19 protein-coding genes are annotated in these 18584 nt (G+C 65.3%); 3 read left to right on the forward strand and 16 right to left on the reverse strand.

Annotated features, from left to right (window positions below; translation table 11 throughout):
- Window positions 1-10: 10 nt before the first annotated feature.
- The 16 genes from ccmI to CLM73_RS10350 all read right to left on the reverse strand — a co-directional run bounded on the left by ccmI (window position 11) and on the right by CLM73_RS10350 (window position 13155).
- A complete protein-coding gene (gene ccmI, locus CLM73_RS10275; RefSeq protein WP_105238340.1) occupies window positions 11-1252 on the reverse strand; it encodes a c-type cytochrome biogenesis protein CcmI in 1242 nt (413 codons plus the stop codon).
- Complete coding sequence (locus CLM73_RS10280; RefSeq protein WP_234015846.1) at window positions 1249-1755, reverse strand: cytochrome c-type biogenesis protein; 507 nt, start codon at window positions 1753-1755, stop codon at window positions 1249-1251. The genes ccmI and CLM73_RS10280 overlap by 4 nt, the downstream gene beginning before the upstream one ends.
- Window positions 1752-2273 (reverse strand): DsbE family thiol:disulfide interchange protein, encoded by a 522-nt coding sequence (locus CLM73_RS10285; protein WP_105238341.1) that lies wholly within the window; start codon window positions 2271-2273, stop codon window positions 1752-1754. The genes CLM73_RS10280 and CLM73_RS10285 overlap by 4 nt, the downstream gene beginning before the upstream one ends.
- Window positions 2273-4285, reverse strand: a complete 2013-nt coding sequence (locus tag CLM73_RS10290; protein WP_105238342.1) for a heme lyase CcmF/NrfE family subunit — start codon at window positions 4283-4285, stop codon at window positions 2273-2275. The genes CLM73_RS10285 and CLM73_RS10290 overlap by 1 nt, the downstream gene beginning before the upstream one ends.
- On the reverse strand, window positions 4282-4740 hold the full coding sequence (ccmE, locus tag CLM73_RS10295) for a cytochrome c maturation protein CcmE (protein WP_105238343.1): 459 nt from the start codon (window positions 4738-4740) through the stop codon (window positions 4282-4284). The genes CLM73_RS10290 and ccmE overlap by 4 nt, the downstream gene beginning before the upstream one ends.
- A complete protein-coding gene (gene ccmD, locus CLM73_RS10300; protein ID WP_105238344.1) occupies window positions 4737-4916 on the reverse strand; it encodes a heme exporter protein CcmD in 180 nt (59 codons plus the stop codon). The genes ccmE and ccmD overlap by 4 nt, the downstream gene beginning before the upstream one ends.
- Window positions 4913-5671 carry a heme ABC transporter permease CcmC gene (gene ccmC, locus CLM73_RS10305; RefSeq protein WP_105238345.1) on the reverse strand — a complete coding sequence of 253 codons (759 nt, stop codon included), beginning with the start codon at window positions 5669-5671 and terminating at the stop codon, window positions 4913-4915. The genes ccmD and ccmC overlap by 4 nt, the downstream gene beginning before the upstream one ends.
- An 8-nt stretch (window positions 5672-5679) precedes the next feature.
- Complete coding sequence (gene ccmB, locus CLM73_RS10310; RefSeq protein WP_105238346.1) at window positions 5680-6345, reverse strand: heme exporter protein CcmB; 666 nt, start codon at window positions 6343-6345, stop codon at window positions 5680-5682.
- Window positions 6311-6985 carry a heme ABC exporter ATP-binding protein CcmA gene (gene ccmA / locus CLM73_RS10315; protein WP_105238347.1) on the reverse strand — a complete coding sequence of 225 codons (675 nt, stop codon included), beginning with the start codon at window positions 6983-6985 and terminating at the stop codon, window positions 6311-6313. The genes ccmB and ccmA overlap by 35 nt, the downstream gene beginning before the upstream one ends.
- The gene (locus CLM73_RS10320; protein WP_056569895.1) at window positions 6972-7610 is read right to left on the reverse strand and encodes a cytochrome c3 family protein; all 639 of its coding nucleotides are present in this window, start codon (window positions 7608-7610) and stop codon (window positions 6972-6974) included. The genes ccmA and CLM73_RS10320 overlap by 14 nt, the downstream gene beginning before the upstream one ends.
- Before the next feature lie 16 nt (window positions 7611-7626).
- Window positions 7627-8103 (reverse strand): nitrate reductase cytochrome c-type subunit, encoded by a 477-nt coding sequence (locus CLM73_RS10325; RefSeq protein ID WP_105238348.1) that lies wholly within the window; start codon window positions 8101-8103, stop codon window positions 7627-7629.
- 19 nt (window positions 8104-8122) lie between these two features.
- Window positions 8123-10618: a periplasmic nitrate reductase subunit alpha gene (gene napA / locus CLM73_RS10330; RefSeq protein ID WP_105238349.1), complete on the reverse strand. Its 2496-nt coding sequence runs from the start codon at window positions 10616-10618 to the stop codon at window positions 8123-8125.
- The gene (locus tag CLM73_RS10335; RefSeq protein ID WP_105238350.1) at window positions 10602-10943 is read right to left on the reverse strand and encodes a chaperone NapD; all 342 of its coding nucleotides are present in this window, start codon (window positions 10941-10943) and stop codon (window positions 10602-10604) included. The genes napA and CLM73_RS10335 overlap by 17 nt, the downstream gene beginning before the upstream one ends.
- Complete coding sequence (napE, locus tag CLM73_RS10340) at window positions 10943-11101, reverse strand: periplasmic nitrate reductase, NapE protein (protein WP_056569899.1); 159 nt, start codon at window positions 11099-11101, stop codon at window positions 10943-10945. Before napE ends, CLM73_RS10335 begins: the two co-directional genes overlap by 1 nt.
- Window positions 11102-11320: 219 nt before the next feature.
- Window positions 11321-12196, reverse strand: a complete 876-nt coding sequence (locus tag CLM73_RS10345; RefSeq protein ID WP_234015847.1) for a 3-keto-5-aminohexanoate cleavage protein — start codon at window positions 12194-12196, stop codon at window positions 11321-11323.
- Complete coding sequence (locus CLM73_RS10350; protein WP_105238351.1) at window positions 12193-13155, reverse strand: 3-hydroxyacyl-CoA dehydrogenase family protein; 963 nt, start codon at window positions 13153-13155, stop codon at window positions 12193-12195. The genes CLM73_RS10345 and CLM73_RS10350 overlap by 4 nt, the downstream gene beginning before the upstream one ends.
- 121 nt (window positions 13156-13276) lie before the next feature.
- Between CLM73_RS10350 and CLM73_RS10355 the strand changes: the two genes are divergently transcribed.
- From CLM73_RS10355 to CLM73_RS29230, 3 genes are all read left to right on the forward strand, one after another.
- Entirely contained in the window at window positions 13277-14188 is a 912-nt protein-coding gene (locus tag CLM73_RS10355) for a LysR family transcriptional regulator (RefSeq protein WP_105238352.1), read from the forward strand.
- 310 nt (window positions 14189-14498) lie between these two features.
- Window positions 14499-17702: a T6SS effector BTH_I2691 family protein gene (locus tag CLM73_RS10360; RefSeq protein ID WP_158685849.1), complete on the forward strand. Its 3204-nt coding sequence runs from the start codon at window positions 14499-14501 to the stop codon at window positions 17700-17702.
- Window positions 17695-18474 carry a DUF6708 domain-containing protein gene (locus CLM73_RS29230; RefSeq protein WP_234015848.1) on the forward strand — a complete coding sequence of 260 codons (780 nt, stop codon included), beginning with the start codon at window positions 17695-17697 and terminating at the stop codon, window positions 18472-18474. Before CLM73_RS10360 ends, CLM73_RS29230 begins: the two co-directional genes overlap by 8 nt.
- Window positions 18475-18584: the final 110 nt, after the last annotated feature.

Raw genomic sequence — 18584 nt, forward strand, 5'->3', positions numbered from 1 at the left:
GGAAAGCGGGTCAGCGCACGACGGTGTCAGCCACCAGTTCCAGCCCGTCGGCGCGAGGTCCCACGTCCGTCAGCACGCCGCTCAGGTCTCCGGCCTGGGCGGCGGCGTTGCCCGAGCGGCTGACGCGGATCTCCACGCGCACCTTGCCTGCCTTGGACAGCGTGGCGTCCGGCGACATGGACGTGCTGTCGTCCAATGCGAAGGCACGCGGCAGGTCGGCGACCTGCATCTTCAGGATGGCGACGGGCATGCGGGATCCCTCCATGGGGCGCGCCAGAATGAAGACGGTGTCGTTCGGCGCGACTTGCCCGCGCAGGGCATCGGCGATGCGGGCCTGACCGGCGATGCGGGCGGGCGAGGAAGACGTGGCCGCCGGAGCGGCGGAGGTTGCGGAGGCGGTCGGCGTCGCCATGGCGCGCGCCTGCGCGATATTCGTCTGGATCTGCCGCGCCGCGTCCGAGTCTGCCGGCAGCAGCCTTTGCAACCGTTCCCAGTGCGTCAGCGCCTCAGCGGCATCGCCGCGGCGCATGGCCATCATGCCGGCCAGTGCCAGCGCCTTGGGCTGGTCGGGCTCGGCCTGCAATGCCTGCGCCACAGCCGCGATGGAATCCTCGTCGGGCTGGCCCTGCCGCGCCGACAGCAGCGCGTCGGCCAGATCCGCCAGCACCACGGGCTGCCCGGGCACCAGTCGCAGCACCTCCCGATACGCGGCAATGGCATCGTTGTATCGGCCAAGCGTCTCGTACGAGCGGGCCAGCATGTACCAGCCGTCGGCGTCATCGGGCGAGGCGCGCAGACGCTGGGCCAGCGCGTTGATGGCCAGCGCCATGTCGTTGTCTGCCTCCTGCGCATGCGGTTCGGGCGCTTGCGCCATGGCGATCGTGGCGGCCGCGCGCGGGTTGCCCAGCTGGCCATACAACAGCACGGCGGCAACCGGGACGGCCACCGTCAGCACGCACGCCGCGGCAATGCCGGCGCGCTGTCCGCCCAGCCGTGCGCGGGGATCGCGGCGCATCGCCAGGTCCTGCAGCAGATCGCGCTGCAGCTCTTCGTCGGCGCGGGCATGTGCCTGCGGGCTGAGGGCGCCATTGTTCAGATCGCGCCGGAGCTGCTCGCGCTGCGCCAGGTAGAAGGCGCGCACGCTGGCGTCCGAGGTGGTTTCCGCGGCCGGCGTGCGGCGCAGCAGCGGCGGCACGAGACAGAGCAGGGTGGCCAGGAGCAGGGCCAGGACGATGAGCCAGAGCGTGGTCATGAGCCGGAATCCAGGAAGCGGGCGGCGCGGGCGCGTTCGTCCGCGGTCAGCGGTGCGCGCACGCCGGCGCGGCGCTTGAGTGTTCGCACCAGCACCAGAAAGCCCACCGCCAGCAGCGCGAACGGGCCCACCCACAGCAGCCAGGTAATCGGCTTGAAGGGCGGGTCGTAGCGCACGAAGTCGCCGTAGCGGTCTTCGAAGAAGCGCATGATTTCCGTGTCGGTCTTGCCGTCGGCGAGTTGGTTATGGATGAGTTTGCGCATGTCCAGCGCGAGGGGCGCGTTGGATTCGGCCAGGGTCTGGTTCTGGCAGACGAGGCAGCGCAGGCCGTGTGCAAGCTTGTCGGCGCGCTGCTCCTGCTCGGTGGAGAGGACGGGCCCGGGCGTGGGCGCGGCGTGCAGGCTTGCCGGGGAAAACAGCGTGGCGAGCAGCAGGCAGAACAGCAGCCGCAGGAGCGTCCTCTGCGTCGGCAGGCGGCGGGGCAGGGCGCGCATCGCGGTCATTGCAGCGCCTCGATGACAGGTTGCAGCCGCGTACGCCACAGCTCCGGCGTGATGAGCCCCAGATGCTTGTACCGGATGCGGCCGTCGCCATCGATCACGAACGTCTCGGGCACGCCATACACGCCGTACTCGATGCCCACGCGCCCATCGACGTCGCTGGCGGACGCCAGGTAGGGATTGCCATTGCGCGCCAGCCACTGCCGCGCCTCGTCGGGCTTGTCCTTGTAGTTCAGCCCGAAGAGCGCAATGCCATGGCGTTGCGCAGCCTCGCGCAGCACGGGAAGCTCGTCCTTGCACGGCCCGCACCACGAGGCCCACACGTTCAGCAGCCAGACCTTGCCCCGCTGCGATTCCACGTCCAATGTCTTGCCGGGCTCCAGCAGATCCGGCAGGCCGATGGCGGGCGCCGGCTTGTCGATCATTGCCGACGGCACCGCGCGCGGATCGCGCGACAGCCCCTTCGCCAGAAACACGGCCATGGCCAGAAACACGGCAAGCGGCAGCAGATAGCGCAGCATCAGTAGCCCTCTCGCACCGCGCCGGCGGTCTTGGGCTGGGCGGCGTGCGCGTCCTTGCGCGCCTGCGCTTCCTGCGCGCGCCGGTAGCGTCCGTCGCCCGCGGCTAGCAGGCCACCCAGCGCCATCAGAATGCAGCCGGTCCAGATCCAGGTCATGAAGGGCTTGACCTGAATGCGCACGGTCCAGGCGTTGTCGGCCACGGGCTCGCCCAGCGCCACGAAAAGGTCGCGGGTAAAGCCGCTGTCGATGTCGGCCTGGCTAAGCGCCATGTCCTGCACGGTGTAGTGGCGCTTTTCGGGGTACAGCGTCACGACGGGCTTGCCATCGCGCATCACATGGAACACGGCGCGCTGCGCGGTGTAGTTGGGACCGGTGGCCGGGCCGATGCCGGCAAACGTGAACTGGTAGCCGCCGGCTTCCTGCGTGGCGCCCACGTCGACGCGCAGCTCGCGTTTGACCTCATAGCCGTTGGCCAGCGTGACGCCCGCGATGAAGACGCCGATGCCCGCATGCGCCAGCAGCATGCCGTACCACGAGCGCGGTTGGCGGGTCAGCCGGCGCAGCACGTCGCCGTCGCCGTCCGTCAGACGCTGCCACGCGTGCGCCGCGGCGCTGGCCACCGACCAGGCGGCAAGCCACAGGCCCAGCACGATCATCGGCGATCCAAAGCGCGACGTGCCGGGCATTGTCAGCGGCACAAGCAACGCCGTCAGCACGCTAACCACGAAGGCCACGCGCAGGCGCTTGCCCAGGTCGGGCGTCTCTGCCTGCTTCCATCGGGCGACCGGTCCGACTCCCATCAGGAAGATCGCGGGTGTCATCAGCGGCACGAACACGGCTTCGAAGTAGGGCGGGCCGATGGAGATCTTGCCCCACTCCAGCACGTCCAGCACGACGGGATACAACGTGCCCAGCAGCACGGAGCCCGCGGCGACCGTCAGCACGACGTTGTTGGACAGCAGCAGCGATTCACGCGACAGCAGCGAAAAGCCGCCGCCCAGCCCGACCGTGGGCGCGCGCCAGGCGTATAGGGCGAGCGAACCGCCCACGATCACCGTCATGAACGCCAGGATGTACAGCCCGCGCCCGGGGTCCACCGCGAAGGCATGGACCGAGGTCAGCACGCCCGAGCGCACCAGGAACGTGCCCAGGATGCTGAGCGAAAACGTGCAGATCGCCAGCAGCACCGTCCAGCTTCGGAACGCGCCGCGCCGCTCGGTGACGATCAGCGAATGGATCAGCGCGGTGCCTGCCAGCCAGGGCATGAAGGACGCGTTTTCGACCGGGTCCCAGAACCACCAGCCGCCCCAGCCCAGCACGTAGTACGCCCACGCGCTGCCCAGCAGGATGCCGATGGTCAGGAACGTCCACGCGGCCAGCGTCCACGGCCGCACCCAGCGCGCCCACATCGCGTCCAGTTCGCCCGACAGGAGCGCCGCGATGGCAAACGCGAACGCCACCGAAAAGCCGACGTAGCCCATGTACAGCATGGGCGGATGCACGATCATGCCGGGATCCTGCAACAGCGGGTTCAGGTCGCGGCCGGTCATCGCGGCGGGAATCAGGCGCTCGAACGGGTTGGACAGGAACAGCATGAACAGCAGCAGGCCCACGCTGATCCAGCCCATCACGGCCAGCACGCGGCCCACGAAGGCCAAGGGCAGTCGCTTGCTGCACAGCGCCACGGCCAGCGTCCACGCCGTCAGCAGGAGCTGCCACAGCAGCAGCGACCCTTCATGCCCGCCCCAGACCGCCGCGAAGCGGTAACCGGCAGGCAGGTCCGCGTGGGAGTTGGCGGCCACATACAGCACCGAAAAGTCGTTGTGCACGAAGGCCCAGGCCAGGCAGGCGAAGGCGAGCGCCGTCAGACCGAACTGCCCGATGGCGGCGGGCCGCGCCACGCGCAGTCCCGCCTGCCAGCCGGTGGCTGCGCCGAGGAGCGGCAGGACGCCCTGCGCCAGCGCCACCAGCAGCGCAAGGATCAGGGCGAAGAGGCCGATTTCCGGGATCATTTCGCCTCCGCCTGCAGGGTGGATGCAGCCCGTTGCTCCGCCTTCTTGATCGCATCGGCCGCTTCGGGCGGCATGTAGTTTTCGTCGTGCTTGGCCAGCACTTCGGTGGCGCGGAACACGCCGTCCGCGCCCATTTTTCCGGCCACCACCACGCCCTTGCCTTCGCGGAACAGGTCGGGCAGCAAGCCCTGGTAGGTGACGGGCACGGCGTGGGCGGTGTCGGTCACGGCAAAGCGCAGCGTCAGGCCGTCGGACTCGCGTTGCAGCGAGCCCTGTTCGACCAGGCCCCCGACGCGAAAGCTGCCGCTGGCGGGCGCCTCGCGTGCGACGACCTGTGTCGGGCTGAAGAAGAACACCAGATTCGATTGCAGGGCGTTGAGCACCAGCGCGGTGGCCAGGCCCAGCAGGGCAAGGCCGCCGACGATGGCGAACGCGCGGCGTTTGCGCGGGCTCATCGGAGCGTCCTTCCTGCGTCACGGGCGGGACTGCTCACATCCGCCTGCCGCCGGCCGCTCCGGCGCGCGCGCCGCCACAGCGCCAGCACTTCCCAGGCCATCAGCGCAAACGTGACGCCGTAGGCGCCCAGGATGTACGGCCCATGGCCTTGCGAAAAGAGGGTGTCCCAGCTCATGGCGCCTCCGTGCCGGCGACGCGCTCAGCAATGATCCCGCGCACGCGCGCCAGCGCGACCGCCGCGCTGTACAGCCAGAACGCCGCCACCATCAGCAGCATCGCGGTCACCATGATGCGCGCCATGCTCGGCGCCGTTGTCAGGTTGATCGACGCGCCCTGATGCAGCGTGCTCCACCACTGCACCGAGAAGTAGATGATCGGCACATTGACCACGCCCGCCAGCAGCAGGATCGCGCCGCCCCGGTCCGCGCGCTGCGTGTCGTCGGTGGCCGCCTGCAGCGCCATGAAGCCCAAATACAGGAACAGCAGAATCAGCTCGGACGTGAGCCGCGCGTCCCACACCCACCACGTGCCCCACGTCGGCTTGCCCCACAGCGCGCCCGTCCACAGCGTCAGGAACGTGAAGATCGCGCCGGTGGGCGCCAGCGCGCGCATCATCATGAATGACAGGCGGGTGTTGAAGATGAGCCCCAGCGCCGCATAGCCCGCCATCACCAGGTACAGGAACATCGACATCCAGGCCGCGGCCACGTGGATGAACAGGATGCGATAGACCTCGCCCTGCTGGCTGTCGACAGGCGCGACCACCAGCCCCGTGTACAGCCCGGCCGCCGCGAAGAGGGCAGCGCCCGCGCCCAGAAACGGAATCATCCGCCCGGCCAGCGGATAGAACAGCGCGGGCGATGCGTAGCGCAGCCAGCTCGATCGCGCGGGCGAGGCGCGGGGGGAATCGAAGGTGGAGGGATTGTGCATCGGTAACCTCAGTCCAGCGCCACGCGCAGCGCCGCCGACGCGCTCCAGGGGCAAAGCAGAATCGCCAGGCACAGGCCGGCGCCCAGCAGCGAAAGCTGCGGCCCCGCGCCCAGGCCGGCGTGCGTGGCAGACACGGCGCCCGCGCCGAAGATCAGCACGGGCACGTACAGCGGCAGCACCACCAGCGGCAGCAGCGCGCCGCCGCGCAGGCCCAGCGTCAGCGCCGCGCCCAGGCCGCCCACCAGCGCGAGCGTCGGCGTGCCCAGCAGCAGGGACAGCACCAGAATGCCGATGGCGTGCGGCGACAGGCCAAACTGCAGCGCCAGGACCGGACTCGCAAGAATCAGCGGCACGCACGTGCTGAACCAGTGCGCGCCCAGCTTCACGCCCACCAGCAACGGCAGGGGATGCGGCGACACCAGCAGTTGCTCCAGCGCGCCATTGTCGTAGTCCTGCGCAAAGGGGCGATGCAGGCTCAGCAGAATGCCGAGCAGGGCGCAAACCCACAACACGCCGGGTCCGATCGCCAGCAACAGCACGGGATCGGGGCCCACCGCCAGCGGAAACAGCGAGCCCGTGACGATGAAGAACAGCGTCGCGCCCAGCGTGTCCGCCGGTCGACGCCAGGCCAGCCGGACTTCACGCAATGCCAACTGAGACAGCGTTGCCAGCATCCGCGTAGTCATCCATGTTCAGGGTTTGGGTGTGATGGGCGGGCGTGCCGGGCGCGCGATGCGAGGCGACGACAGCCGCGCCGCCCGCGGCCAGGTGCGCGCCAAGCGCCTGCGCCAGTTGTTCGAGGCTTGCCGCGTCCAGGCCGGCGTCGGGCTCATCCAGCAGCCACAGCGGCTTGGCGCCCAGCACCACGGCGGCCAGCGCCAGCCGGCGGCCCTGGCCCTGCGACAGGCGCGCCGCGGGGGTGTGCAGGCAGGCGCCCAGGCGCCAGTCGTCAAGGCAGGCGGCGATCGCGTCGTCGTGCCGCGGCGTGCCGGCCACGTGCAGGCTGCACCGCAGGTTTTCCAGCGCGGTCAGGTCGCCCGACAGGCCGTTGCCGTGCCCCAGATACGCCGTGCGCGCAAAGTGCGCTGCCGGATCGCGGCGGATGTCGCCGTCCGGGTCGAAGATGCCGCCGTCCAACGGCCGCAGCAGGCCGGCCAGCATGCGCAAGAGGCTGGTCTTGCCGCTGCCGTTGGCGCCTTGCACGTTCAACAGCTGCCCGGCGTGCAGATCAAAATCCACCGCGCCCGCGCCGCCGCGCCGGCTGACCAGCCCGCGCGCGCTCAGCACCGGCAGCGGCGCGTCAGCGGGCCGCATTGGCCACCTCGTTGGACGCCCTGGCCGGCGGCGTCGCTTCGGAGGTCTGGCCAGGCGGAATGTGCGGCAGCGTGTGGGCGATGCCCTTGTGGCAATCGATGCAGGTCTTGGACCGGTCGGCCAGATAGGTCGAGTGCATGTTCTGCGCCCGCACGCTCTGGCGGGTGAAGTCCATGTATTCGTAGTTGTGGCAGTTGCGGCATTCCAGCGAGTCGTTCGCCTTGAAGCGCGCCCATTCGTGCTGCGCGAGTTCCAGCCGCTTGTCGACGAACTTCTCGCGCGTATCGATGGTGCCGAAGATCTTGCCCCAGACCTCCTTGGACGCCTGCATCTTGCGGGCGATCTTGTCGGTCCAGTTGTGCGGAACGTGGCAGTCCGAACACAGCGCCCGTACGCCGGAACGATTGGTGAAGTGGATCGTGCCCTTCAGCTCCGAATACACGTTGTCGCGCATTTCATGGCAGCCGGTGCAGAACTTCTCGGTGTTCGTCAGCTCCATGGCGGTGTTGAACGCGCCCCAGAACAGAATGCCGCCGATGAACCCGCCCACGGTCAGAAAGCCCAGGCTGAAGTGCACACTGGGCCGGCGGATGATGTTCCAGTAACGCTTGATGAGCTTGACCATGACGGGCTCCTGTCCCTTACTTCTTGTCGGGCGCCGGAGCGGAAAGGCGCTTGAGGATCACGTCGATGTCCTGGAAATTGTTCGGCACCAGCGGCTTGGCCTCGGTTTGCGGCACGTGACATTGCAGACAGAAGTAGCGGCGCGGCGAGACTTCAGCCAGCACGTTGCTGTCGCGGTCCATGTAGTGCGTCACGCTCAGCGGCACCGCCTGCGTCTGCTCGGTGTTGACCCGCGCGTGACAGGCCAGACAGCGGTTGAAGTTCTTGTCGATCTGGTAGCCGTCGATCTTGTGCGGAATGGTGGGCGGCTGCATCGAGTACGTGCGCATGCGCCGCACGTCGCGGTTTTCGACCGGGGGCATCAGCGGCGGCGTGGCCGACTCGGTCAGGGGCGTCGGCCCCCGCATCGGATCGACCATCGGATCGGTCGGCGCCGCCCAGGCGTTGGCGCCGATCAGAAAGACCAGGGCGATCGAAGTGGCGCGAATGTTCATGAGCGTCTCCGTCGGGCCGTCAAGCCTTGGTGATCTTGACCGCGCACTTCTTGAAGTCGGTCTGGAACGAGATCGGATCGGTGGCGTCGAGCGTGACCTTGTTGATCAGTTGTCCGGCATCGAACCAGGGCACGAACACCAGGCCGCGCGGCGGCTTGTTGCGTCCGCGCGTTTCCAGCCGGGTCTGCATCTTGCCGCGCCGCGACGAGATCTCGACCAGTACGCCGCGCCGCAGGCCCATGGCCTGCGCGTCGTCCGGGTGCATGAAACAGACCGCATCGGGAAAGGCGCGGTACAGCTCAGGCACGCGCCGCGTCATCGACCCCGAATGCCAATGCTCCAGCACGCGGCCCGTGGACAGCCAGAAGGGGTATTCCTCGTCCGGCACCTCGGGCGGCGGCTCGTAGGGCAGGGCATAGATGTTGGCCTTGCCGTCCGGGTTGCCATAGAAGTTGAAGCCGGAGCCTACCTTCACGTAGGGATCCGCCTTCTCGCGATAGCGCCAGCGCGTCTCGACCCCATCCACAACAGGCCAGCGCAGCCCGCGCACCTGGTGATAGGTGTCAAAGGGCGCCAGATCGTGGCCGTGGCCGCGGCCGAATTCCGCGTATTCCTCGAACAGTCCCTTCTGCACGTAAAAGCCGAACGCCTTGGCCTCGTCGTTGGCGTACTCCGGGTCCAGTTCCGTGTTGGGAAACTTGTTGACCTTGCCGTTTTCGTACAGCACCTGAAAGAGCGTCTTGCCCCGCAGCTCGGGCTTTTTGGCCAGCAGGTCCGCGGGCCAGACTTCGTCGGTCGTGAATCGCTTGGAGAACTCCATCAGTTGCCACAGGTCCGACCGCGCGCCGCTGGGCGCGTTGACCAACTGGTGCCAGAACTGCGTGCGGCGCTCGGCGTTGCCGTAGGCGCCTTCCTTTTCGACCCACATCGCGGTGGGCAGCACCAGATCGGCCGAGATCGTGGTGACCGTCGGGTAGGCGTCGGACACCACGATGAAGTTCGCCGGATTGCGGTAACCGGGATAGCCCTCGTTCAACATGTTGGCCGCGGCCTGCATGTTGTTGTTGACCATCACCCAGTAGGCGTTGATGGTGCCGTCCTTCAGCATGCGGTTCTGCAAGACCGCGTGCGCGCCAACCTTTTCGGGGATGGTGCCGTCGGGCAGGCCCCAGACCTCTTCGGCGCGCGCCCGGTGCTTCGGGTTGGTCACGACCAGGTCCGCGGGCAGGCGATGCGAGAACGTGCCTACCTCGCGCGCGGTGCCACAGGCCGACGGCTGGCCCGTCAGCGAGAACGGGCTGTTGCCCGGCGTGGAGATCTTGCCCGTCAGCAGATGGATGTTGTAGACCAGGTTGTTCGCCCACACGCCGCGCGTGTGCTGGTTGAAACCCATGGTCCAGAATGACATGACGCGGATCTTCGGATCGGCGTACAGCTCGGCCAGCGCTTCCAGATTCCGCTTTGGCACGCCGGTCAGTTTGGCGGTGTAGTCCAGGTCGTACTTGGAGACGAACTTCGCGTATTCGTCGTAAGTGATCGGGCGCGAGCCGCCGGCGTTGTTGGCGTTCTTGGCGGCCTTCTGCAGCGGGTGCTCGGGGCGCAGGCCGTAGCCGATGTCGGTGTTGCCTTCCAGGAACCGGGTGTGCTCGTCGACGAACTCGCGGTTGACGCGCTTGGTCTTGATGATGTGGTTGGCGATGTAGTTCAGGATCGCCAGGTCGGTCTGCGGCGTGAACGTCAGCGAGATGTCGGCCAACTCATACGACCGGTTCTCGAAGGTGGACAGCACCACCACCTTGGTATTGGGCTTGCTCAGCCGCCTGTCGGTCACCCGCGTCCACAGGATGGGGTGCATTTCGGCCATGTTCGCGCCCCACAGCACAAAGGCGTCGGCGTTTTCGATGTCGTCGTAGCAGCCCATGGGCTCGTCCGCGCCAAAGGTGCGGATGAAGCCCACCGCCGCCGACGCCATGCAGTGGCGCGCATTCGGATCCAGGTTATTGGTGCGAAACCCCGCCTTCATCAGCTTGAGCGCGGCGTAGCCTTCCCAGATGGTCCACTGGCCCGAGCCGAACATGCCGACGGCCTCCGGACCCTTGTCCTTGAGCACGCGCTTGAACTGTTCGGCCATCACGTCGAATGCCTGGTCCCACGACACCGGCGCCAGCTCGCCATCCTTGGCGTACTTGCCGTCCTTCATGCGCAGCAGCGGCGTCGTCAGCCGGTCGTTGCCGTACATGATCTTGGACAGGAAATAACCCTTGACGCAGTTCAGGCCGCGGTTGACCTCGGCGTTGAAGTCGCCGTGCGTCGCCACGACCTGGTTGTCCTTCACCGCGACGTTCACGCCGCAGCCGGTCCCGCAGAACCTACAGGGCGCCTTGGACCACTTCAGCTTGGCCGCTTCCGATTCGGTCACGATGTTCTGCGTGTAGCCCACGATGGGGATGCCGGCTACCGTGGCGGCAGCGGCGGCGGCAGATTGCTTGATGAACTCTCTACGAGCCATGGACATCGTCAATCTCCTCATTCATCGCGGCAAGCGTGTCGGAATGCTGATACACCAGCGCCGACGCCAGCACGCCATCCAGCCGCTGGATCTCCGCGATCTGCGTAAGCATTGCTTCGGTAGAGGGGGCTTCCAGGGTGACGACCAGTTTGCCGGTCTCGGAAGCGCCGTGGATTTCCGCGCCGCCAATCGCGAGGATCGCGCCGCGCACGTCGCCCAGCCGGCGCGGGGCGGCATGCACCACCATGCTGGCGATGTGCAGCTCGGGCGCCGTGCTACAGGGCGCGGGGGCGGGCTGGCCAGGGGGGGAGGGAGGGCGGAGGCTTTGCATCAGCTTCCCGGGGGGCCTGCGAACATCTGGTAGATCCAGACCGCAAAACCGTACCCGGCCACGATGATCACTGCCAACACCGGGGCCATGACTGCCGTCAGGAAAAGAAAACTTCGCAGTTCCTGGGCTTTTGTGTAGCCATCGGATTCGTCTTGCACACACCACCTCGCATCAGAAACTTGTGGGGGTATTGCGTTAAACGTACAGATGCGAAAGTTTGTAGCAGATGGGCTTGCGCTGCGTCAATGTTGCAACACAGCGAAATAATGTCGGAGAGGTTACGGGGGGGCGGGGCGGCCAGTTAATCCACCGCCGGAACAGCTGGTTGCAGATTAGCCGGCTGCGAATGAACTGGCGCCGCGTCAATCGTTAGCGCATCAAGCGATCGCGCCGTAGATGCGCCGCGCGTCCGCCGCCGTCGCGAGCGGCCGGCCCAGCGCGCGCGCGCCTTGCGCGGCCTGGGCGACCAGCGCCGCGTTGTCCGGCGCCACCGATCCGTCGCGCAGCTTCAGATTGTTTTCAAACCCCACGCGCATGTGACCCCCAAAGGCCGCCGCGGTCGTGACGCAGGCGTTTTCTTCGGGACCGAAGGCGCAGATCGCCCAGGGCAACGAATGATCGTAAGCGGCGAGGAACGGCAGCAGATCGTAGGCCGACGACGTCTGCCCCGCGCTGTAGCGCCCCAGCACGAACAGCACCGACCAGGCGCCCGGCGGCACCAGGCCGCGCGCGCGCAGCGACAGCCAGCGGCGCACATCCGCCTCGTCGTACAGAATGATCTGCGTCATGATGCGGCGCTCGGCCAGCCACGCCAGGAAACCCGCCAGCTCCGCTTCCGGAATGCCGGGCACGGCGATTTCGCGCAGGCCGATGGAGACGGCTTCGGGCTGCAATTCGCGCACCATCGCGATCTGCTCGGCCGCCTGATAGACGCCCGCCGCCTCGCTGGTCACCTGCACCAGCAGTTCATCGCCGACCGCGCGCTGCACTGCCGCGAGCGCGTCGCGGTACGCCTGCGCATCGAGCAGATGGCTGCCGTCGGGCTTTCGGACATGCATGTGCATCATCGCGGCGCCGGCGTCCAGACATGCGCGGGCCTCGGCGGCCAGGGCCTCTGCCGTCAGCGGCACGGCCGGGTGATCGGCGGCCTTCTTGTAGGCGCCGTTGGGCGCGACGGTAATGATGACGGGCGAATCGGCCAGTGCGGCGCGGGGCGCGGACCCAGCCACGAAGTTGGAGGCAGGCGTATTCAAGGCTTGATCTCCGGCAGTTCGGGAGCGATCAGGTCCAGGCCCGCACGCAGCAGCCTGTCGTAGCGGGCACGTTCGGCGGCGATGGTCTCCGGCGTCCAGGCATAGAAGCCTTCGCCCGCCTTCATGCCATGCCGGCCGTCGGCGGCGCGTTCGGTCAGGCAGCGCGCGGGGTGGTCGGCGTTGCAGAACGTGGGATACATCGTGGCGCCGGCTGCCGCGTGCACGTCGATCCCAGCGTGATCGCGCTGCATCACGGGACCGGCTGCAAGGAACCGGAAGCCGAAGCCAAAGCGCACCGCGGCGTCAACGTCCTCGGGCGACGCGATGCCCCGGTCGATGAGGTCGAAGGCTTCGCGCGACAGTGCGTGCTGCAGGCGGTTCGCCAGAAAGCCGGGCAGATCCTGCTTCACCTTGACCGGCACGCTGCCGCAGCGCCGCATGAAGTCGATCAACGTATCGGCGCAGGCATTGTCGCTGGCCTCGCCCAGCACCACTTCCACGAGCGGCACCAGATGCGCCGGCATGAAGAAGTGCAGGCCCAGCATGCGGCCGCGGGTGTCCAGCCCCTGGCTGATCGCGCTGATCGGGAAGCTGGAACTGTTGCTGGCCAGAATCGCATCGGGCCGCGCGCGCCGCGCCAGGTCGGCAAAGAGCGCCTGCTTGATGTCCAGGCGCTCGGGAATGCACTCGATCACCAAATCCACCGTCGACCAGTCCACCTCGTCCAGCGACGGCGCGGTGGCCAGCAGGGAGGCGTTCGCCTCGCGTCCGATGGTCTTCAGGTTTTCCGCAACCCGCGCCGGCAGACCGGCCGCGCGCTCGGCATTCGATTCGATCACCGTCGTGCGGCACGCCGCTCGCGTCAGCACGACGGCGACATCCGCACCCATCGTGCCGCCGCCCACCACCACCGCATGCGCCGCGCCCGGATTGGGCAGCGCCTTTATGTCTTTCTGCATGCTGTTCTCCTGATTCTGAAACCACGCTTGGGCGCGAGTGTAGAGAAGCGCGGTTGATTGATGAATCAGAATTTTTGAATAGAATGATCGGTCAATCAGATCAATAAGTCGGGGACAAATCATGCAGATCAACCTGTCGATGCGCGACATCGATACGACGCTGGTGCTGGGCCGCACGCTCAATTTCCGCCAGGCCGCCGGGCAGCTGCATCTGTCGCAATCCGCGCTGTCCACCCAGATCCAGCGCATCGAGGACGCGTTGGGCGTGCGCCTCTTCGACCGCACCACGCGCACGGTGCGGCTGACGGCGGCGGGCGAGGTCTTCCTGCAGCAGGCCGCAACCCTGCAGGCGGCATTCCGCGACGCCATCGCCGCCGTGGGCAGCATCTCCAGCGCGGAGCAGGGACAGGTGTCCGTGGCGGCGCTGCCGTCGCTGGCGGCGCGGCTGCTGCCGCGCGTGCTGATGGCCTACCGCCAGGCGCACCCGCACGTCGCGCTGAAGGTCCGCGACACGCTATCTGGCCCGGCGTTCGACCTGGTGCGCGCGGGCGAGGTCGACTTCGCGCTGACCGCCGCCGACCCTCAGCACGCCGACCTGCACTACGTGCCGCTGATGTCCGACAGCTTCATCCTGCTGATCCCCGAGGCCCATCCGCTGGCGCGGGCAAAAGGCCCGCTGCGCTGGGCTGACACGGCCGGGGCGGAACATGTGTCGATGGTGCATCCGAGCAGCGTGCGCCAATACACGGAATGGGCCTTCCTGCAGAACCGCATCCGCTTCGCACCCGCATTCGAAGCCGAACACCTGACCACCATCGTGGCGATGGTCGAATGCGGGTTCGGTGTCGCGGCGTTGCCGGAGATCGCCGCTGGCGCGGTGGCGCAGACCGGCATCGTGCAGCGGCGCCTGACGGCGCCGGTGGCCGAGCGTTCGATTGGATTGGTGACGGCGCGCAACCGGAGCTTGTCGCCGGCTGCGGTGGCGCTGGTGCAGACGTTGCGGGAATATGTGGCGGCGCAGGCGCGGCAATAGTGGGAAAGGCTTATCGAATTCTGTTTGCGCGCGCTGCGCGACTTGCGATGAATCGTCGGCAGAAACTAAGACTTTTCTGATATCCAAAGCTCGGCCGGTGTGACGTAATGGCGGCGCATTTCATGGGCGTCCATCGCGATCCTCTGTTCGCGGCGGACGCTTTCCTTTAGGTGGACCGGGTGCTCATCGTGGCGGGCAAGGTCTGTCGCCGCCGGGAGCACGTCATTCCTATCCAATCCGATCTGTGTCTCACATTGTCCATCGACGCCTGGAAGCGGATGTTTGCTTCGCCCTGGGTAGGGGACTATGCATGAGCTTAAGCGCAACCCTCGCCCGAACGATCAACCACGCTGCGCCCAATCCGACGGACGCATGCAACGCTTGCGAGCGCACTGGCCTACCCATTCTTCCTTTGCGCGCGGCGTACGCGCCGCCGCCCGGCGAAACCTACCGTCGACAGCCCGCGGCCAGCAACGAGCCTGCAACGGTTCGGATGCGGCTGGACCAGCCTCGCATCTTGCGGCAAGGGTACTTGTATGTATTGCTTGACGAGGTGGAGTGGCAGGCTTACGAGGTCACGCCCGAAGGCGCGTTGCGGCAGTTTCGCCCCTTCCAGATTCCTCGGGATGAGCCAAGCCCACTGAGCGAGTCATGCGTCCACCGCAACCACGACGTCACCGCGTCGTTTATCAATATCGACACGGCCAAGTTCTCGACCGCGTGGATAGCCATCGCGAACGATCCCTGGCCCGAAAGCGTGCTCAATCAATACCTGTGTGGCAAGGCCCTCGACGGGACTGACCCGAAGGACCGCTTCTACAGGCTCGATCTGAAAAGCGCGCGCGACAACCCGGCCAGCGTGGGTATTGCAATGACCGCAGACAGCCTTGGATTGGATTCCGTGCTGGAGTACGCAGCGGTTAACTCGGGCGATTTCGAAAGCGTTCACGGGTTCTACTCACGCAATCATCGGCTTGTGGCAACGGAAGGCCACGTCCGGACTATCGTCCAGCGGGAAAAACTTCCGAACGGCGTACTGGCGTTGGTTCTGCCCGATCCAATCGGGGTGGTACAGGAATGCAATGCGCAGCGCGTTCATTTGTTTAGAGAAATGCAGGAGTGGCGCGCCGAGCCGCAGCGACGATTTGAGTTCTTTACTTCCCAGGCGCTGCTTGGCATCAAGGAACTGCAGGCCGTTTGGGCTAAGGCGGAAGCAGAAGAAGAGGCGAAGGCGGCGGAAGAGAATCGTCGTAGGCACAACAACAGCATCGCGGGACTAAAGGTGGGCTATCCGCAGGTGCATATCCCAGGAGAAGCCGAGCGCATAGCAAAGAACAAACAGGCCGAGGCAGAAGAACGCCTAGAGGAGCGCTACGACGAGCGGGCTCGAGCCACCTTCGAGGAAGCCTATCTGGCCGCGCAGGACAATTGGCAAAAGGCTGTTGACCGAGTTGGCGAGTTGTACGTCAGAGAATACCTATCCAGACCTTTCCAGCTTGCCGTCCAGTATGACTACAGCGTCACGTCCCGGCGTTCGACGGAGGGCTTTATCCGGATGCTCGCGCTTTGCCTTGCCGGTGGCCCCACGGAAGTCATAAAGAATGGCGATGAGAAATTGGGCGCGACGCAACGGCTGTGGAAAGCACAGTTGGAGGATCGAGAGAGCCACCTGTATCAGGCTCTGGTGGCGAAGGACATGGCTCTGCTGAACCAGCTGCAAACCGCGCTGACGGGCAATGACGTTGGCAAGGCGTACGACACCATCAAGACCGTCATCGGCACATCGGAAGGCAAGACTCTGATGGTCGCGCCCGTGCAAGAGGCCATCGGACAGATGCTTGCCGCCATGGGCAACGCCAGTAACGCGTTGGGACAGCAACTGGCCTCCCAAACGTACGCGCTGGTCGGACGTCTGCACAGCGCAGCCTTCCTGCGATATTCGGGGCAGCACGTGACCCAGATCGTGGTGTCTTTGAAGCTTGGAGAGTATCTTTCCTTGCTCAATGAGGCCTTGCAGGAACGCATTGATAAGTTCCTCTCGCATATTGACGAGAATTTCCGCAAGCCGGCAGCGCACAAGATTCGCGCGATGGTTGCGAGCGGCGCTATTGCCATCGCCGTGCCCGGCAACCATGGCAAGGTCGTCGACTTGATAATCTGGTCGCTGGAAAGTGCCGAGGCGCTACAGAAACGTCTGAGCGCATTGGGCAGCGCCGCCAGCGAAGGCGTCGCGGATGCGATTCGCACCGTAAGAGTAGGCGCTGCGACGCTCGAGACCGGCGCTGTTCATTTGGTTGGCAAGCTCTCGATTGGCGCTGAGGAAGCGAGAGATATCGCAAGGGGAGCGATGCAACGGATGCGCAACGCTGCCATATCAGTGGCGCCGGCAGGCGTGGATCTGCTGCTTGCACTCGGTAGCTTGTGGTTTCAGCAAGATAGCCTGCGAAAGAACTACGCGACGCTGCTCAACACGCCGGGGAGCGGAAACGCAGAGGCTCTGGCAGCGGTGTGGTCGTCATCCGTTGGCGCAATGGGTGTAGGCGTGGAGGTTGTCGGCGTGGGGGTACGCGCGTTGAGACCAGATTTGAGGGTTACTGTGCAAATCGCGGGTCGGACAAAAGCGGTCACGCTCGGGACTCGCCTTGCCCAGTACGGAGGGGCAATTGCGGCATCCGCGAATGCCTTAAACGCGTTGCAATTTTACTTTGCCGCCAACAGAGCAACTTCGGCAGGCGATGACGAGGCAGCGCGCTTTTATGTGGCCGCCGCAGCGGTTTCGGTTGTCGCTGTTGTTTCTGGAGTGCATGCAGCGTTGGTCGGCGGCGCTCTCCTTGGTCCGGTGGGAATAGCAATAGTGCTCGGACTAGCTGCCTACGGGGCAGCAAGCCTGGCGACCAAAAGAGAATCCTCACCGCTGGAAATCTGGGCTCGACGAACGTTATATGGTTTGCCCGAACGACAGCGTCGGTGGAAGACCCCGCAGGATTTGGATTCCGCCATTGGCGAACTTAACGCGGCAGTGTTAGGTGTGGCAGCTGATGTCGGCATCAACTTTAGGATGGAACGCGCGTCGGACATCGAAATTGCGGGAGAAGCATACGCCTCTCACGGGGATGCCGCTTCTATACCCATGGGCGTGTATCTGGACTACTCGATTTCGCTGCCAAACTACTCCCCCGAGAGTTCGTGTTACCTATGCACCGTGACGGTGTTCCGACCCGGCGAACAAGAAGAAGCCATTGCTTCGATCGGCAACGTGGCAGGCTTTGAAGGGCCGGCCTCCCCTAGACCGACAAGGAGTCGAGATTACCATCGGAAGACTACCAAGCCCATTGTCTATTTCGATAATGACCGGCGTTGTTTGATCATAAGAGGGGCGGTCGCTCTGCATGCCAATCATGGGATTCACGCAGTAAAAATGGAACTTTCGTACTGGCCGGATAAGTCTGACAAACTCGGCGTCGCAAAAATAATCCGCATGCACGACAAGATGGATTCTCCCGAGAATGAGTAACCATCCAAAGCAACCACGGTTGATTCCGCCTTGCCCCGGCTGGCAAGAGGATTTGCCGCATCCCGATTCCGCTCCCTCCGTTGCCGCATTCCTAGATCCGGATAATCCCAATCACCTATGCGCGGCATATCTCGAACTTTCACGCTCCCCGCATCATGCACGGGGGCTGATGCTGTATCTAACAATTTCGGCGTCAGCATTTTTGATATTTTTAGGCCTCGTACCCGTGCCTGTAGTAGAGGCAGGCACGCTCGAAAATGCTTTCATAGTAATCGTCGATTTACTCCTGGTATGGATGGTGGCATTTGGGGTTCGCGTTGATATCGCACCGCCGCGCGACCTGCCCTTACGATTCAATCGGGCTCGTCAGCGCGTGTATGCCTATAACTTCCAATACCGCTGGTGGAACCCCTTTGAGCGCTGGCGTGTTGCCGCAGTGTCATATGATTGGTCGCAGGTCCGTGCGGAACGGTGGAAGTTACGAGGAGTCACCGCACAAGGCGCGCTCATTATCAAATGGGGTGTCGTTCTGTCTATCGTTGAACCGGGCACAAATAAGGTTGTTGATCGCTTCCCGCTGAGCACCATGGGTGCCGATGAGTTCGCTTGGTCCTACATCTGTACCTACATGCAGCAAGGCCCTGCTGCGCTTCCTCCGCCTGGTGCGCCTCGCGATCATGACGACGTACCTTGGTACAACCTTGCCTTGCGTCTTGCGCCAAAAGTGAACTGGCCTGCCGGCATGGACCTTGAATCAAGGACTCGTCCTTGACTGCAGGACCGCGTATGGCGGAACGGTCGCAATGGCTTCATCCTGGCGGCGGCACAGTAAAAAAGCCGGCCCCTTCGCAAGGGCCGGCTTACCAGCATGATGGAGACCTA

Origin of the sequence: Achromobacter spanius (assembly GCF_002966795.1) — a bacterium.
Lineage (GTDB): Bacteria > Pseudomonadota > Gammaproteobacteria > Burkholderiales > Burkholderiaceae_B > Achromobacter > Achromobacter spanius_D.

Bases quoted from the DNA above. Each gene is read 5' to 3' on its own strand.
- CLM73_RS10335 (WP_105238350.1), bottom strand. From the start codon at position 10,943: ATGCAAAGCCTCCGCCCTCCCTCCCCCCCTGGCCAGCCCGCCCCCGCG.
- ccmC (WP_105238345.1), bottom strand. From the start codon at position 5,671: ATGCACAATCCCTCCACCTTCGATTCCCCCCGCGCCTCGCCCGCGCGA.
- ccmI (WP_105238340.1), bottom strand. From the start codon at position 1,252: ATGACCACGCTCTGGCTCATCGTCCTGGCCCTGCTCCTGGCCACCCTG.
- ccmD (WP_105238344.1), bottom strand. From the start codon at position 4,916: ATGAGCTGGGACACCCTCTTTTCGCAAGGCCATGGGCCGTACATCCTG.
- CLM73_RS10280 (WP_234015846.1), bottom strand. From the start codon at position 1,755: ATGACCGCGATGCGCGCCCTGCCCCGCCGCCTGCCGACGCAGAGGACG.
- ccmA (WP_105238347.1), bottom strand. From the start codon at position 6,985: ATGCGGCCCGCTGACGCGCCGCTGCCGGTGCTGAGCGCGCGCGGGCTG.
- CLM73_RS10350 (WP_105238351.1), bottom strand. From the start codon at position 13,155: ATGCAGAAAGACATAAAGGCGCTGCCCAATCCGGGCGCGGCGCATGCG.
- napA (WP_105238349.1), bottom strand. From the start codon at position 10,618: ATGTCCATGGCTCGTAGAGAGTTCATCAAGCAATCTGCCGCCGCCGCT.
- CLM73_RS10360 (WP_158685849.1), top strand. From the start codon at position 14,499: ATGAGCTTAAGCGCAACCCTCGCCCGAACGATCAACCACGCTGCGCCC.
- CLM73_RS10285 (WP_105238341.1), bottom strand. From the start codon at position 2,273: ATGCTGCGCTATCTGCTGCCGCTTGCCGTGTTTCTGGCCATGGCCGTG.
- ccmE (WP_105238343.1), bottom strand. From the start codon at position 4,740: ATGAGCCCGCGCAAACGCCGCGCGTTCGCCATCGTCGGCGGCCTTGCC.
- CLM73_RS10320 (WP_056569895.1), bottom strand. From the start codon at position 7,610: ATGGTCAAGCTCATCAAGCGTTACTGGAACATCATCCGCCGGCCCAGT.
- CLM73_RS10290 (WP_105238342.1), bottom strand. From the start codon at position 4,285: ATGATCCCGGAAATCGGCCTCTTCGCCCTGATCCTTGCGCTGCTGGTG.
- ccmB (WP_105238346.1), bottom strand. From the start codon at position 6,345: ATGCTGGCAACGCTGTCTCAGTTGGCATTGCGTGAAGTCCGGCTGGCC.
- CLM73_RS10325 (WP_105238348.1), bottom strand. From the start codon at position 8,103: ATGAACATTCGCGCCACTTCGATCGCCCTGGTCTTTCTGATCGGCGCC.
- CLM73_RS10355 (WP_105238352.1), top strand. From the start codon at position 13,277: ATGCAGATCAACCTGTCGATGCGCGACATCGATACGACGCTGGTGCTG.
- CLM73_RS29230 (WP_234015848.1), top strand. From the start codon at position 17,695: ATGAGTAACCATCCAAAGCAACCACGGTTGATTCCGCCTTGCCCCGGC.